Source organism: Paenibacillus sp. 1182 (genome assembly GCF_017833915.1).
Lineage (GTDB): Bacteria > Bacillota > Bacilli > Paenibacillales > Paenibacillaceae > Paenibacillus > Paenibacillus polymyxa_D.
Window position 1 is genome coordinate 402,001 of sequence record NZ_JAFICR010000002.1, and the last position, 16,002, is coordinate 418,002.

A 16,002-nucleotide genomic window follows, 5' to 3' on the forward strand; every position below is an offset into this window, starting at 1 on the left:
GAGGGATAATCGATGAAAAAAACAGCGTTACTTGTCATCTCCTTGATGGTGCTGCTCGCATGTACACTTGCAGGTTGTGGAAATACGAAGGCTCAACAGAGTGAGACGAAAACGATACACATTTATCAATTCAAAGTAGAGATTTCGGAACCACTAAATAAGCTGAAGGCAGAATATGAAAAAACGCACCCTGGCATCAAGCTGGATATCCAATCTGTCGGTGGTGGTACGGACTACGGTGCTTCGTTGAAGGCTAAATTCGCATCAGGCGATCAGCCGGACATTTTTACAAATGAGGGCTACCAGGACCGCGATACGTGGTTGGAGTACTTGGAGGATTTGTCGGATCAGCCATGGGTGAAGGATCTGGACGATTTCGCTCGTAAGCCGATGACGGTTAACGGTAAGATTTATGGACAGCCTATGAACCTAGAAGGATTTGGTTTTGTTTATAACAAGGATTTGTTCAAAAAAGCGGGCATAACCAAACTACCTCAGACGATAGATGAACTGGAGGAAGCAGCCAAGCGACTGAAAGCGGCAGGGATTATACCTTTTGCTAACGGGTATGCGGAATGGTGGGTTCTGGGGAACCATTTTATCAATATCCCGTTTGCCAGACAGCCGAACCCGGAAAGTTATGTTGAGGACTTAAACAAAGGAGCGGCTCGCATCCCTGGTAACCCCGTGTTCGATCAGTGGGTGAAGTTGCTTGACCTGACTATAAAATATGGGAACCGCAATCCGCTCACGACGGATTACAATACACAAGTGACACTGTTTTCCACAGGTAAGGCTGCTATGATGCACCAGGGGAACTGGACGCAGCCACAAATGGATGGAATTAATCCTAACTTGAATTTGGGTATTCTGCCTGCGCCTATAGACAATGATCCCTCCACAGGAGGTAGACTCGCGGTGGGAGTAGCCTCGAACTGGGTGGTCAACAAAAATTCGCCTGTGAAGCAGGAGGCAAAAGAATTTCTCAATTGGTTGGTCACATCAGAAACAGGCAAGCATTATATCACCAAGGAATTTAAGTTTGTTCCCGCCTTCAAAAGTATTACGTCCAGCGACGAGACGACAGGCGATCTAGGTGCAGAAATATCTCGGCATGTGAGGGAAGGCAAGATATGGAGTTGGAACTTCCAACGCTTTCCGAAGGGGCTGAATCAGGATTTAAGCAGCAGTATGCAAGCCTATATTGCAGGGGTTATCACAAAGGATGAAATGCTTCAACAATTTCAGGGGGCATGGGACAATTTGAAGTATAGATAAAAGAATACCTCTGCATGAGGATGCAAAGGCTATAGCTCGGGCAGGAAGTATAAAGCCTTAAGGCTTTGGCGGTCAAGGGCCGCCAGAGCCTTTTTGTTGTGTTTTTATGTGATGAAAGTCACACGTAAAGCGGTCCTATTCATTATTTTACATGTCATATCTTTCCCTTGACAAAAGGTTACGGTGGCAGGTGTTAAATCAATCAAGGGAATGTTATAATAAACAGGATTTACAGGCACGCATTGCATCTGTGCTTATTTGGTTTGTACAAATAGGTTACATAGATCCTTTCGACTCAGGATAGTTCGATATGCTGGTGCGAAAGAACGTGACGATAATACCGGAGGGAATATATTATGGCGAAACTGGTGGTTTGTGATCACCCTTTGATCCAACACAAACTTACATTTATCCGCGATGTGCGGACCAACACCAAGGATTTCCGCGAGCTGGTGGATGAAGTAGCAACATTGATGGCTTATGAAATTACACGGGATATCCCGCTGGAAAGCATTACGGTGCAGACACCGGTTGCTGAGACAGAAGGTAAAGTGATTTCCGGACGTATGCTGGGTCTTATTCCGATTCTGCGTGCAGGCTTGGGTATGCTGGATGGTGTAGTAAAGCTGCTGCCTGCAGCAAAGGTAGGTCATGTGGGACTGTTCCGCGATCCTGAGACACTGCAACCCGTAGAATACTATACGAAGCTGCCTACAGATGTAACTGAGCGCGAATTGATCGTGATTGATCCAATGCTTGCAACAGGCGGGTCGGCGATCGCAGCGATTGATGTGTTGAAAAAGAGAGGCTGCACTCAAATTAAAATGATGAATCTGATTGCTGCTCCTGAAGGAGTCAAAGCTGTGCAGGATGCACATCCTGATGTAGACATCTATGTCGCTGCACTGGACGAGCGTCTGGATGATCATGGATATATCATTCCGGGTCTTGGTGACGCGGGAGACCGCTTGTACGGAACCAAGTAGACTGCCTTTGGCGGTTCGGCAAAATCTATGGACGTTATACAGGTCCTTATTTTAAATAATGGAAGATCTGTGAAGCGGACATTTATTATGAAAAGGGGTTCAACAGAAAATGTCCAAAATCAAAGTGATGACAATTTTTGGTGTGCGTCCGGAAGCGATTAAGATGGCTCCTCTTATTTTGGAGCTTCAGCGTCACCCAGAGCATATCGAGTCCGTAGTATGCGTTACGGCTCAACATCGCCAGATGCTTGATCAGGTTCTGGAAGTTTTCAATATTCACCCTGACTATGATCTGGACGTAATGAAGGATCGCCAGACACTAAATGAAATCTCCATGCGGGTACTTCAAGGTCTGGAACCTGTATTGCGTGAGGCCAAGCCCGATATCGTGTTGGTTCACGGCGATACGCTGACCACTTTCCTCGCCAGCTATGCAGCCTTTATGCAGCAGATTGAAGTAGGGCATGTGGAAGCGGGTTTGCGGACGTGGAACAAGCTTTCTCCATATCCTGAAGAAATGAACCGTCAGCTTACAGGCGTACTGTCTGATCTGCATTTCTCGCCTACTTCTTTATCGGCTGGAAATTTGCGGAAGGAAAATAAGCCTGAATCGCGAATATATGTTACAGGCAATACAGTAACTGACGTATTTCAGTATACGGTTCGCCAAGATTACGAGCACCCTGTACTGGACTGGGCTCAGGGCAAACGCCTGATTCTTATGACAGCACATCGTCGGGAATCCCAAGGGGAACCGCATCGTCAGATTTTTAATGCAGTTAAGCGCATTGCAGATGAGTTTGAGGATATCGCTATTGTTTATCCGGTTCATCCGAGTCCGGCTGTGAAGGAACCTGCATTTGAGATTTTAGGCAACCATCCGCGTATTAAGCTGATTGATCCGCTGGATGTCGTGGATCTGCACAATTTTTACCCACATACACATCTGATCCTTACGGATTCCGGTGGGCTTCAGGAAGAAGCGCCTTCGTTCGGAGTACCTGTTCTGGTGCTGCGTGATACGACTGAAAGACCGGAGGGAATTGAAGCGGGCACCTTGGAACTGGTGGGTACGAGCGAAGAGAACGTGTACAATCGGACCAAGGCACTTTTGACAGATTCCGCGTTGTACGATTCTATGAGTCAGGCAGCGAATCCTTACGGCGATGGAAAAGCATCAGTAAGAATTGTCAATGCGATTTTGCACCATTATGGCGTTCAATCCGAACGTCCTGAAGAATTTCACACAATGTTCACAAAAGGTGTTCGTCCGATATAATTATTCTTTACAAGGCAAGCATACAGTTAAACTGTACGGTTACCAAGGGATACAGCAATTTAAGATGCTTTGTCGTTTGATTTTATACTTTAGGGCGCTAAAATATCTCAATTGACAAAGCATCTTATATTTAAGTAAAATGGACTGGAATTGCAGGGGTGACATGGAAAAGTGGTCAAACCTTCCAAGCAAAACAACAACCGAAATAACACCGGGAATGCCTTCAAGGCAATTGGATTGGTGAGCGCGATCGGCATTGATTTGGCGATATGCACATTGGGTGGTTTCTATGCCGGAAAGTGGCTCGATGCTAAACTTGATGGCTCCGGAATTTGGATTGGCGTAAGCGTTCTCGCAGGCTTGGTTGTAGGCGCATTAAGTATTGCCCTTGTGATCGGAAAGGTATTGAGGGATAACCATGAATGAGATGACCCGTATGCAAAAAATGTTATGGATCGTAGCGCTTGGTATTATGGCTCTGTGTTTCCTGGTCTCCGCCTTCATGCCCCAACATCGTGACATTGCTCACGGAATCATTCTGGGAACGGGAGTAAGCTGTCTTAATGTGCTGTATATGGCCTACAAAATTCGACAGGTTGCGAATGCAGCCGCCGGTGAAGGCAAGAAGAAAAAGGTGGGCATTGGCTTTGGCGTTCGAGTAGGGACCTCTATTTTGGCAGTAGTGCTGGCGCTAGAATTTCCAGCCTATTTCCATGAGATCGCTGTAATGGCAAGCCTGGTGACTGGACAATTTCTTCTTTTAATTATAGGCATCATATTCGCGCTACAGGAAAAATGATGGCTCAACTGAGAAAGGGGTGAGAAAACATGTTGCATGAATCACCGATTATCGAATTGGGCGGATTTAACATTGACTTGTCCGTCATTATTATGCTGGTTGTGACTTGCGCGATTGTATTTGGACTGGCATTTGCTGCAACGCGCAATTTGTCTGTGGACAATCCAAGCAAGCTGCAAAATTTTATGGAATGGGTCGTCGAATTCGTTCAAGGACTGATTACCAGCACGATGGATTTGAAAAAAGGGAAGCCATTCCTCTCCTTGGGGATGACGCTGATCATGTTCATCTTCGTCGGAAATATGCTAGGCTTACCGTTCGGGATTGTGACCGAGTTCGATAATGCGCAAAGTGCCCAAGTATTTGGACATGAAATCATTCCAGTCAAAGAAGCATTAGAACAAGTACAGGCGTCTCACCCGGGCGAAGCTGCCCATGTAGGTATCAGCTGGTGGAAATCACCTACCGCAGATGCAGGGGTATCCATTGGACTGGCTTTGATGATCTTTGTCCTGGTTCATTTCCTGGGGATTTTCCGTAATACCAAAGCTTACTTCAAGCATTACATTCAGCCATTTCCATTCTTTTTGCCAATTAACTTGATTGAGCAGTTCTCAAAACTGTTGACACATGGTATGCGTCTATTCGGTAATATTTTTGCCGGCGAAGTTTTGATCAGTGTTCTGCTGAAAATGACAGCACTTGGTGTGGGAGGTATGGTTGCTTCCGTATTGGGACTCGTGGTCTGGCAAGGATTCAGTATTTTTGTCGGCAGTATTCAGGCGTTCGTCTTTACCATTTTGACGTTCGTATATATTTCGCAGGCAATTGACACGCATGAAGAAGAGCATTAGTTAAAATTAGTTTCGGGTTTTTAGTTAAGTTCAGGAGTACGCTTCGCTCTTAACTGCAAATACATGTACAACACAAATACACATCTCTAAGGAGGATTTTTTAAATGGGAGCTTGGGCATTAATAGCAGCAGCTATCGCAGTAGGTTTGGGTGCGCTCGGCGCAGGTATTGGTAACGGTCTGATTGTAAGTAAAACAGTTGAAGGTATCGCTCGTCAGCCTGAGGCTAAATCAACTTTGCAAACGGTAATGTTTATCGGTGTAGGTCTGGTTGAAGCCTTGCCTATTATCGGGGTCGTTCTGGCGTTTATTTTCTACGCTAAGGCATAATAATTTGAAACTTGCAAGGTTTGGCGGGGAAGGCCACAGCCATCCGCGCCTTCTTTGTTGCTTGGCTTAAGGGATAACTAGGACTGACGTTCACCGGAAAGGAGTGACTTCAATTGAGTTTAAATTGGACAAGTATCGTTTTCACAATTATTGCATTTTTGATCTTGTACTGGTTACTAACGCGTTATGCATTCGGACCTCTCTTTTCCGTTATGGAGAAGCGGCGTCAGCTTGTATTACAGCAAATGAATGAAGCGGCACAGACGCGTGAACAGGCTGCTGCTTATGTTGAGGAGCAAAAGCAGGCTCTCCAGCAGGCACGTAAGGAAGCGTACGACATTATTGAGCAGTCAAAACAAACAGGTAACAAACAAGCGGAGCAAATTATTGTTCAGGCCAAGGACGAAGCTGTCCGCCTGAAAGACGAAGCTGTTCGTGAAATCACAAGCGAGCGTAATAAGGCGGTTGCCGAACTGCGCAGCGAAGTGGGTAAAGCTTCGGTACAAATTGCTTCCAAACTGATTCAAAAGGAAATCAAGGAAGACCAAGTCCAGGGAGAGCTTGTCGACCAATACCTTAAAGAGGTAGGAGGCAAAGCATGAGCCGGGATACGGTAGTAGCCAAACGGTATGCGAAAGCTTTGTTTGAAGTGGCAGAGCAGGAACAGACCATTATGGAAACCGAGCAGGAGCTACGTGCTTTTGTAGAGGCTGTATCGGGGGATGCTGAAATCCGTAAATTCATTAATTCTCCTAACATTACGGAAGCGGTCAAGCTTCAAGTTCTGGCTAACAGTTTTGAAGGCAAGTTGTCTGCCTCGCTAATTAACACGATCAAACTGTTGATTCAGCGTAGTAGAGCAGATTTGTTCGAATCTCTCCTTGCCGGATACCTCGATATTCAGGAATACAAGCTGGGACTTGCTCATGCAAAGGTGTATTCGACTTATGCTTTAAGTGATCAGGAAAAAACAGCGGTAGCCGAGGAATTCGGAGCCCGTGAACATAAAACAATCCGTGTGGAAAATATAGTGGACCCGAGTCTGCTGGGCGGATTAAAAGTGGTTATCGGCGATACATTGTACGACGGCAGTCTGGCCGGCAAGCTGGATCGTCTCGAGAAATCCTTTAACAGACGAGTATAGAAGATAGGGGTGAACACACTTGAGTATCAAACCTGAGGAAATCAGTTCATTGATTAAAAGTCAGATTGAACAATATAAAAATGATATCGAGGTCGTTGAAGTCGGCACTGTTGTTGAAGTCGGCGACGGTATTGCCCGCGTCTACGGACTGGAAAAAGTTATGGCCGGTGAATTGGTTGAATTCGACACTGGCGTATTGGGCTTGGCGCTCAACGTGGAAGAAAGCAATGTCGGTGTTGTTATTTTGGGTCAATTCTCCGACATTCGTGAAGGTGGTCAAGTAAAACGTACAGGCCAGATCATGCAGGTCCCTGTAGGGGAAGCAATGATTGGACGTGTAGTTAACCCATTGGGGCAACCAGTAGACGGTAAAGGACCGATTGCTACAACAGAATTCCGTCCGGTTGAAAGTCAGGCTCCAGGCGTTATGGCCCGTAAATCGGTACATGAGCCTATGCAGACGGGGATTAAAGCTATTGATGCGATGGTTCCAATTGGCCGTGGTCAACGTGAGTTGATCATCGGTGACCGTCAAACAGGTAAAACATCTATCGCAATCGATGCAATTTTGAACCAAAAAGGTAACGGCATGAAATGTATTTATGTCGCTATTGGTCAAAAACAATCCACGGTAGCTCAAGTTGTTGAAACATTGCGTCGTCACGGTGCGCTGGAATATACGATTGTCGTTACGGCATCAGCTTCCGAGCCATCACCATTGCTGTACATTGCTCCTTACTCTGGCTGCGCTATGGGTGAGTATTTCATGTACAAAGGTGAGCATGTCCTTGTTGTTTATGATGACTTGACTAAACAAGCGTCAGCTTACCGGGAATTGTCCCTGTTGCTGCGTCGTCCACCGGGCCGTGAAGCATATCCGGGTGACGTTTTCTATCTTCACTCTCGCTTGCTGGAACGTGCAGCGAAGCTGAATGATGAGTTGGGCGGCGGATCACTTACCGCATTGCCGTTCATCGAGACACAGGCTTCCGACGTTTCTGCATATATTCCAACCAATGTTATCTCCATCACAGATGGACAGATCTTCCTGGAAGCTGACTTGTTCTATGCAGGACAACGTCCGGCGATCAACGTAGGTATTTCCGTATCTCGTGTAGGTGGTTCAGCTCAGATTAAAGCGATGAAAAAGGTAGCAGGTTCCCTGCGTCTGGATCTTGCTCAATATCGTGAGCTTCAAGCGTTCTCCCAATTCGGGTCCGACTTGGATAAATCCACAAAAGCCCGTTTGGATCGCGGCGCACGCATGATGGAAATTCTGAAACAGGGTGTTAACCAACCGCTTGCTGTAGAGCAACAAGTAGTGAGCTTGTATACTGCTGTAAAAGGCTTCCTTGATGATATCCCTGTAGCGGATGTAAAACGTTTTGAAAAAGACTTCCTGTCTTTCATGGTGTCTGACCATCAGGACGTGCTTCAATCTATCCGCGACACGAAAGACTTGGTGGCTGATAACGAAACGGCTTTGAAGGCAGCTATCGAGAAATTCAAAAAATCATTCGCCACGTCGGTATAATACATTGGAATTTGCCTGTTTATGATGAAAGATGTTCTAAGGAAGCGTGCCCTCCGGGTTTTGGCTTCCTTGGCATGTTTTACCCTCAATAACAGGCCCTTTAACATATGCCCGGCTGGATTTGAATCTTACGAAGTTAGCTTTGGCTTTGCCAAAGCTTGAAGGTGGTGAAATCATGGCAAAAGGTATGCGCGAGATTAAACGTCAGATTAAAAGTGTGCAGAGTACGAAGCAGATCACGAAAGCGATGGAAATGGTCGCTGCATCCAAGCTGAGAAAAGCTCAGGAGAAAGCGGAGTCGGCTCGTCCTTACTCGGAAAAGCTTAAGGAAGTTGTGAGTAGCATTGCTTCTGGAGCGAATAACATCAAGCATCCAATGCTGGAAACGCGTCCGGTTAAAAAGACTGCTTATCTCATCATTACATCTGATCGTGGTCTGGCTGGTGGTTATAACGCCAATATTTTACGACAGGTTACGCAGACGATTTCTGAACGTCACCGTTCACAGGATGAATTTGTGATTTTCATCATTGGGCGAAAAGGACGGGATTATTTTAGACGTCGTGAATTTCCTATCGCTGAATCAGTAACAGATCTGTCGGATACACCTGCTTTTGCAGATATCAAAACGATTGCAAGCAAGGCTGTACAAGGCTTTGAACTTAAAGAATTTGATGAGCTTTATCTATGCTATAACCGCTTTGTCAACGCATTGACTCAAATTCCAACAGTTGACCGTCTGTTACCAATGGCGACACCGGATTCAGCTACAGCTTCATCCTCAATTAACTATGAGTATGAGCCTTCACCAGAAGGAGTGCTGGAAGTATTGCTGCCACGTTACGCGGAAACGCTCATTTACGGCGCTTTGCTGGATGGTAAAGCTAGTGAACTGGGAGCGAAGATGACGGCAATGGGATCTGCTACGAAGAATGCTTCCAAGTTAATTGGTGAGCTTTCCTTGACCTATAACCGTGCTCGTCAAGCGGCTATTACCCAGGAAATTACGGAAATCGTTGCAGGAGCAAGTGCTCAGTCTTAATCAGGCTTATAGCGACTGTTTTATAGCAGAGTCTACACTATTATGATAAATTGCGGGCGCAAAACAAATCAGAGTGGTTCGGATTTGCGGCTGTGCAAGCTTGTAGGAGGGAAACCAAAAGATGAACAAAGGACGCGTAGTGAGCATCATGGGTCCGGTTGTCGACGTTGAGTTTGAACGTGGACAACTTCCGGAAATCCTGAATGCCATTCATATTGGGACTGTGCTGGAGAGCGGAGTCAAAATTGACCTGACGCTCGAAGCTTCAAAACATCTAGGTGACAACCGTGTGCGTTGTATTGCCATGTCTTCCACAGATGGTTTGGTTCGTGGAGCTGAAGCCATAGATCTGGGAGCACCTATTTCAGTACCTGTCGGCGAAGCAACTCTTGGACGCGTATTTAACGTACTTGGAACGCCAATTGATAATGGTGCTGATATGAGTGAAACGGCTAGAAACCCAATTCACCGTCAAGCTCCTTCTTTCGATGAGCTGACAACTCAAGCAGAGATGCTCGAAACCGGTATTAAAGTTATCGACTTGCTGGCTCCTTATGCCAAAGGTGGTAAAGTCGGATTGTTTGGTGGTGCTGGTGTAGGTAAAACCGTAACCATTCAAGAATTGATTAACAATATCGCTCAGGAGCATGGTGGTATTTCTGTATTTGCGGGTGTAGGTGAACGCACACGTGAAGGAAATGACTTGTACCATGAAATGAGAGATTCCGGCGTTATCAACAAAACAGCGATGGTGTTCGGACAAATGAACGAGCCTCCGGGTGCACGTTTGCGTGTAGCTCTCACAGGTCTGACGATGGCGGAATACTTCCGTGACCAAGAAGGCCGTGACGTGTTGCTCTTTATTGATAACATTTTCCGCTTTACCCAAGCGGGTTCTGAGGTTTCTGCCCTGTTGGGACGTATGCCTTCAGCAGTAGGTTACCAGCCTACGCTGGCTACTGAGATGGGTCAATTGCAAGAACGGATTACTTCTACTAAAAAAGGTTCCGTTACTTCCATTCAGGCGATCTACGTGCCTGCGGATGACTACACTGACCCTGCTCCTGCTACAACGTTTGCCCATTTGGATGCTACAACGAATCTGGAACGTAAAATTTCCGAAATGGGTATTTACCCGGCGGTTGATCCACTTGCATCAAGCTCCCGGATTTTGGCTCCAGACGTTGTGGGTGAAGAGCATTACAATGTAGCGCAAGGGGTAAAACAAATTTTGGCCCGCTACAATGAGCTTCAGGATATCATTGCCATCCTGGGTATGGATGAGCTGAGTGAAGAAGATAAAATGTTGGTAGCACGTGCACGTAAAATCCAGCGTTTCCTTTCTCAACCTTTCCACGTTGCCGAAACATTTAACGGCTTCCCGGGTAAATATGTGCCGGTTAAAGAAACTGTACGAAGCTTCAAAGAAATTTTGGAAGGCAAGTATGACCACCTTCCAGAAGCGGCCTTCCTTTTTGTAGGAGCCATCGAAGAAGCAGTTGAAAAAGCTAAAACGCTGTAAACATACAGGCAAAGATTAGCCGAGCCTTACGAAGTGAGCTGTCTGCGGACAGCTTCCAGGAGGGATTCAAGTGAGCACGTATTTACTAGAGATTGTGACGCCGGAGCGCCTGGTCTATACAGAACAGGTAAACAGCATCAGTGTTCGCGGCTCGGAAGGCGATCTTGGGATTTTGCCCGGACACCTTCCCTTGGTCACTCCCTTGAAGATTGCACCGATACGCATTAAAATCGGTGGTCAAACTGAAGTGATCGCGGTCAATGGGGGCTTTCTTGAAGTCCGCAAGGATAAAGTGGTCATTTTGGCTGAGAGTGCGGAACGTTCCGAAGAAATTGATGTGGAGCGTGCCCGTGCGGCAAGGGAGCGGGCAGAACTGCGGCTCCAGAGCAAGCAGGAACAGATAGATCATCATCGGGCGGAAGTAGCTCTGCAACGGGCGCTTAACCGTCTAAATGCTACAAGCATCAGAACCAATAAGAATTAATATTGGAGTTTAAGTGGAATTTTAAAAGGGTTCGGCATAGTATACGGATGGAACGACAAGGAGACCAATTCATAACTTCTGCCAGAAAATGTCCGGTAGAGGGTGAGGAGGAACCTTGCTTCCTTCGATCACTGTGATCGGACTCTTTTTTAGCTGTTATTACCAAATGTACAGTCCTATTTCTTGCCTGGCTGCTAGGTATTTAGTACCTTTTAAATTCACGAAACAGAAGTGATTAATCACATTTTGTCGAAATAAATGTCCTAAAAACAGAAATAGCACTGGCATATTAGGCGTTCGCCGAGTATTATAAAGAAGTCTGTGACGCAGATGGGGGGAATTAAGGTTGAACGGGAAACAGCAATTGGCAGAACAGCTAAGTCAATCGGCGAGTATGACCGCGCTGATCTCTATGATCGTATCGCTCATTTGTATAGCATTAGCTTGGTGGGCTTTACAGAGCTTAAAGCTGGATTTGTTAATCCGACAACCGAAAGGACCGCAGGGCAGATTGCTGCACTTGTTTCTTGCTATTATTTTGGGACAGTTGGTTTCGGGGTTCCTGTTGAGCTACATCTCTTGGAGCCAGATGCTCTAGAATTTGTTTTAACATGAAGTAGGCGGGTTATATGACCTTATGACTGTGTCTCTGCGGGAATTGTCGAATAACATCGCGTCATATTGTTAACAATGGTAAACAAAAGAACCATGCATGTATAGCTGGCTGAATCAGTTAGAGTACAATGGTCGTCAAGTACAAAAAAACGCTTGTATACTTGTTTTAATCAGTGGTATGATGGCAGTTAGGGTATTAGTAAAATCTTGTTTTTTTATGTAATGAAAAAGCAAGGCATGAAAATAGCGGAATATGTTCTTTTTTTCCAGAATGGAAAAGAGAAATGACGCGCGGAGGGAACCATAGATGAGCAAATTTATCGTCCGCGGTGGCAACAGATTGACCGGGAGTGTCAAAGTCAGCGGAGCCAAAAACTCAGTTCTGCCGATCATCGCCGCTTCTCTGCTAGGAGAAGAAGGAGAAAGTGTTATTATTGATGCACCTCCTCTAGACGATGTGATGACCATTAACAAAGTGCTGGAGTCCTTAGGAGCAGGCGTTACATACCAAGATGAGGTCATTCGTGTTGACGCGCGGAAGATAATTTCCTGTGAAGCCCCTTACGAGTGGGTTAGGAAAATGCGCGCTTCATTCTTGGTTATGGGACCGCTGCTTACACGTTTGGGACGCACAAGAATCTCGCTTCCAGGCGGATGCGCAATCGGAACGCGACCCATTGATCAGCATTTGAAGGGTTTTGAGGCATTGGGCGCGGAAATTAGCCTGGGCCAAGGTTTTATTGAAGCTAAAAGTAACGGGCGTCTGCGTGGAGCTAAAGTTTATTTGGATGTAGCCAGCGTAGGGGCAACCGAGAATATTATGATGGCCGCTACTCTTGCTGAGGGCGTAACTACCATCGAGAATGCCGCTAAGGAACCCGAGATTGTTGATCTCGCAAATTTCCTGAATGGAATGGGTGCCAAAGTACGTGGTGCGGGCACGGGCGTTATTCGTATTGAAGGCGTTGAGAAGCTGCATGGTGTAAAACATACCGTCATTCCCGACCGGGTAGAAGCAGGTACTTATATGGTTGCTGCTGCGATCACAGGCGGGAACGTATATGTAGAAGGCGCAATATCCGATCATTTGGGTCCGGTTATTTCCAAGATGGAAGAAATGGGTGTAACCATTCAACCTGATGAGAACGGAATTCGTGTCATTGCAGATAAGCCGTTAAAAGCCGTTGATGTTAAAACGTTGCCTTATCCAGGTTTTCCCACCGATATGCAGTCACAGATGATGGCACTTCAGCTTGCCGCTGAAGGAACGAGCATTATTACGGAAACCGTGTTTGAAAATCGTTTCATGCATGTGGATGAATTTCATCTCATGAATGCGGAGATTAAGGTCGAAGGCCGTTCTGCCATTGTAACGGGTAATGCTAAGCTGACAGGTGCGAAAGTAACCTCTACAGATTTGCGTGCAGGTGCTGCGTTAATTCTGACCGGACTCATTGCAGAAGGTACAACGGAAGTATCTGGTGTACATCACATCGATCGTGGTTACGTTCATTTGGCTGAGAAGCTGACCGGATTGGGAGCGGACATTTACAGAGTGACCGTGGAAGAGTCCAAACTGGATCATTCACCCAGTACAGAGCGCGTAATGCCGGAAGAGGCGTCTGGGAATCTGTTTAAGAAGATTCAGCCTTCCCTCGCCTAAGCTTTAACGCATGTAGCTTCATGTTGCATACGTATATTCTTAAACAACGAAGAACCAAGTCCGAAAGGACTTGGTTCTTTTTATTGTTTATCTTTTTCATTCTTTCAGTTCTCTTAAAATGGTTCTATCAAAGTGGACGACTTCATATGATTGAAAATATCTGCTGGAGTATATCTATACTTCCAGCCGGACACTTAGCCCTTTGATGGAGGTTTCAGCCTATGAAAGATTCGCAGGTTCGCATCCGTATACCCATTCATCATCCTAAGGAACATCGCCAGGCTTTATTTGCGGAGGAAGACACTGGCTCTATAGCTACCTTGTTACAGAAAAATAAGCTTATGCAACAGCAGCCGGACGCAAGAGGTACATTGCCGACTGGCGTCAAGCCCAATCGGCGTACAACAGCCGTGCCTTCCGCTGCGAACTCCGTTGATACGGCTCTGCCTATCGCTGGAGTAGCGGCCCATGACACACGCGCTGCAAGCCCGCTGCCGCACCTGCGTCCTTCCGCCGGGCGTGCCCCACGCTGGGGCAGCCGCCGCCCATGGCTGCCATTCGCCGCCATGGCAGGGGTGCTGGTGCTTGCCATGGCTGTGCCCGCGCTAATGGCGTGGCCTCGCCAGACGGCGCAGCCGGTGCCGCCAAGCAGCCGCACGGCAGTACCGGCTGCGCCTAGCGTGACGGCAAAGGGTGAGACGCCCGTCACGCGCTTACCGGGCGTCCCGCCGATGCCAGCGGTGCCCGCTGCGCCAACGCGTAGCGTACCGGTGGCGGCAGAGCCAGACGTGCGTGTGTATGTCACGTCCACCGGTCGCACGGAGACGTTACCGCTGGAGCAATACATTGTCGGCGTAGTAGCCGCCGAAATGCCGCCCAGCTTCGAGGGGGAGGCACTGAAAGCGCAGGCCATTGCCGCGCGTACCTTCATTGCCCGGCGCTTGCTGGCTGATGACACTAGCGGTGCCCCTGCGGGAGCAGATGTGACGGATACTGTTAAACATCAGGCTTATATCTCCAAAGCTAAACTTACTAGAGAATGGGGGCATTCTGGTAAATCCGCAGAGCTGGCTAAAATTCAGCAGGCCGTACGAGACACCAAGGATACGATCATGGTATATGAAGGCAAGCCCATTACGGCATCTTTTTTTTCTACTAGCAATGGCTACACCGAAAATTCAGAGGATGTGTGGGCGAAGGCAGTGCCCTATTTACGAAGCGTATCAAGTCCATGGGACAAGCAGTTGGCCCCGCGTTATACAGAAACCGTCACACTGAGTCGTCAAAGCGTGTTCGATAGATTGGGGTTAAGTCGTACTGCAATTGCCGCCTCTACTGGAGGAGGAAGTATGCCAGAAATTCGTATACTCTCCAAGACAGAAGGACATCGCATCAAGAAGATTGAAGTTGGTGGCTCAATCTTTACAGGACCGGAGATCCGTAACAAACTGGGGTTGCGTTCGGCTGAGTTTACGTGGAAGGCTGAAGGGGACCGGATTGCTATAACAACCTATGGTTATGGTCATGGTGTTGGTATGAGTCAGTGGGGAGCCAATGGAATGGCCAAAGAAGGTCATACTGCCACTCAAATACTCCTTCACTATTATACTGGCATTTCTTTTGCGCAAGCCTCTCGTATTCTAAGTTAGTAAATATTTCGAAACTTTGAAGTATAAAAGAGTTGCACCCGGTAACACTGGTTACTGAGGTGATGAGCAAATGAATGAACAAAATAAAAACCAGAACCAAAACCATGAAGAGACACCCAAAACCTTTCAGGGTGGAAGAGCTTCGCGGCCGTCTTCGTGGAAAAAGCTGTTGTCCAAAAGGTGGGCATACCCGGCAGCCTACATTGCCGCAGCAGCCATTATACTAACTTTAGTGTGGGTCTATCAGGATGCCAGCCAGAAGTCTTTCAAACCTGACCCAGCTAGTCCATCGGTACAAAGCACAAGTGCAATGAATACCGATGTTAACGGACAACAGCCAGAAAGCGTGGAAGTCGTTGCCCAGTCGGAAAATATCGCATGGCCAGTGGCAGATGCTGGCGCAGTACAGGTCGTAAAGCCGTTCTTTGATGAGAATGCGACCGCTGATGAGCAGGCGGCAGCTATGGTAGAGTACGATAAAACATTTACCGCTAACACTGGGATTGATCTTTCCCGGACTGACGATCAGGCGTTTGAAGTAAGAGCCGCCCTGAGTGGCAAAGTATCTCGTGTGGAACAACATCCGCTGGTAGGTAATGTCGTAGAAATTACGCATGATAATAATCTCAAAACGGTGTACCAAAGCTTGAGTGATCTGAAAGTAAAAGAAGGCGATCAAGTGAAACAAAACGATGTGATTGCTTCAGCGGGTCGTAACGAGCTTGAAAAGGATTTGAAAACACATTTGCATTTTGAAGTGTATCAGGATGACAAGCCTGTGAATCCAGCAGGTCTGCTTCCTAAAAAATAAATCTGGTCATGGC

The 16,002-nt window shown here is 46.9% G+C and carries 17 protein-coding genes; all 17 read left to right on the top strand.

Annotated elements, in window-relative coordinates:
• Positions 1-12 precede the first annotated feature (12 nt).
• The 17 genes from JOD82_RS04905 to spoIIQ all read left to right on the top strand — a co-directional run bounded on the left by JOD82_RS04905 (position 13) and on the right by spoIIQ (position 15,989).
• Positions 13-1,278, top strand: coding sequence for an ABC transporter substrate-binding protein (locus JOD82_RS04905; protein ID WP_069010015.1), 1,266 nt, complete (start codon positions 13-15; stop codon positions 1,276-1,278).
• 356 nt (positions 1,279-1,634) lie between these two features.
• Positions 1,635-2,264 (top strand): uracil phosphoribosyltransferase, encoded by a 630-nt coding sequence (upp, locus tag JOD82_RS04910; RefSeq protein WP_013312332.1) that lies wholly within the window; start codon positions 1,635-1,637, stop codon positions 2,262-2,264.
• Positions 2,265-2,373: 109 nt separating this feature from the next.
• Complete coding sequence (gene wecB / locus JOD82_RS04915) at positions 2,374-3,543, top strand: non-hydrolyzing UDP-N-acetylglucosamine 2-epimerase (RefSeq protein ID WP_069010014.1); 1,170 nt, start codon at positions 2,374-2,376, stop codon at positions 3,541-3,543.
• Positions 3,544-3,714: 171 nt separating this feature from the next.
• Positions 3,715-3,969 (top strand): AtpZ/AtpI family protein, encoded by a 255-nt coding sequence (locus JOD82_RS04920; protein ID WP_069010013.1) that lies wholly within the window; start codon positions 3,715-3,717, stop codon positions 3,967-3,969.
• Entirely contained in the window at positions 3,962-4,342 is a 381-nt protein-coding gene (locus JOD82_RS04925; RefSeq protein WP_069010012.1) for an ATP synthase subunit I, read from the top strand. Before JOD82_RS04920 ends, JOD82_RS04925 begins: the two co-directional genes overlap by 8 nt.
• Positions 4,343-4,371: 29 nt before the next feature.
• Positions 4,372-5,196, top strand: a complete 825-nt coding sequence (atpB, locus tag JOD82_RS04930) for a F0F1 ATP synthase subunit A (protein WP_209947802.1) — start codon at positions 4,372-4,374, stop codon at positions 5,194-5,196.
• Positions 5,197-5,300: 104 nt separating this feature from the next.
• A complete protein-coding gene (gene atpE / locus JOD82_RS04935; RefSeq protein ID WP_025683777.1) occupies positions 5,301-5,525 on the top strand; it encodes a F0F1 ATP synthase subunit C in 225 nt (74 codons plus the stop codon).
• Positions 5,526-5,638: 113 nt separating this feature from the next.
• A complete protein-coding gene (gene atpF, locus JOD82_RS04940) occupies positions 5,639-6,127 on the top strand; it encodes a F0F1 ATP synthase subunit B (RefSeq protein ID WP_023990709.1) in 489 nt (162 codons plus the stop codon).
• Positions 6,124-6,669: a F0F1 ATP synthase subunit delta gene (locus tag JOD82_RS04945; protein ID WP_029518507.1), complete on the top strand. Its 546-nt coding sequence runs from the start codon at positions 6,124-6,126 to the stop codon at positions 6,667-6,669. Before atpF ends, JOD82_RS04945 begins: the two co-directional genes overlap by 4 nt.
• Before the next feature lie 19 nt (positions 6,670-6,688).
• On the top strand, positions 6,689-8,203 hold the full coding sequence (gene atpA / locus JOD82_RS04950; RefSeq protein WP_029518506.1) for a F0F1 ATP synthase subunit alpha: 1,515 nt from the start codon (positions 6,689-6,691) through the stop codon (positions 8,201-8,203).
• A gap of 175 nt (positions 8,204-8,378) precedes the next feature.
• Positions 8,379-9,245 (top strand): ATP synthase F1 subunit gamma, encoded by an 867-nt coding sequence (gene atpG, locus JOD82_RS04955; protein ID WP_023990707.1) that lies wholly within the window; start codon positions 8,379-8,381, stop codon positions 9,243-9,245.
• Between the two features lie 121 nt (positions 9,246-9,366).
• On the top strand, positions 9,367-10,767 hold the full coding sequence (gene atpD / locus JOD82_RS04960) for a F0F1 ATP synthase subunit beta (protein ID WP_029518505.1): 1,401 nt from the start codon (positions 9,367-9,369) through the stop codon (positions 10,765-10,767).
• A 70-nt stretch (positions 10,768-10,837) separates the two neighbouring features.
• The gene (locus tag JOD82_RS04965; RefSeq protein ID WP_013312322.1) at positions 10,838-11,251 is read left to right on the top strand and encodes a F0F1 ATP synthase subunit epsilon; all 414 of its coding nucleotides are present in this window, start codon (positions 10,838-10,840) and stop codon (positions 11,249-11,251) included.
• A 346-nt stretch (positions 11,252-11,597) separates the two neighbouring features.
• Positions 11,598-11,849 (top strand): DUF1146 family protein, encoded by a 252-nt coding sequence (locus JOD82_RS04970; RefSeq protein WP_013373430.1) that lies wholly within the window; start codon positions 11,598-11,600, stop codon positions 11,847-11,849.
• Between the two features lie 324 nt (positions 11,850-12,173).
• Positions 12,174-13,529: a UDP-N-acetylglucosamine 1-carboxyvinyltransferase gene (murA, locus tag JOD82_RS04975; protein ID WP_029518503.1), complete on the top strand. Its 1,356-nt coding sequence runs from the start codon at positions 12,174-12,176 to the stop codon at positions 13,527-13,529.
• Positions 13,530-13,750: 221 nt separating this feature from the next.
• Complete coding sequence (spoIID, locus tag JOD82_RS04980) at positions 13,751-15,178, top strand: stage II sporulation protein D (protein WP_209947804.1); 1,428 nt, start codon at positions 13,751-13,753, stop codon at positions 15,176-15,178.
• Between the two features lie 70 nt (positions 15,179-15,248).
• Complete coding sequence (spoIIQ, locus tag JOD82_RS04985) at positions 15,249-15,989, top strand: stage II sporulation protein SpoIIQ (RefSeq protein WP_209947806.1); 741 nt, start codon at positions 15,249-15,251, stop codon at positions 15,987-15,989.
• The last annotated feature ends 13 nt before the right edge of the window (positions 15,990-16,002 follow it).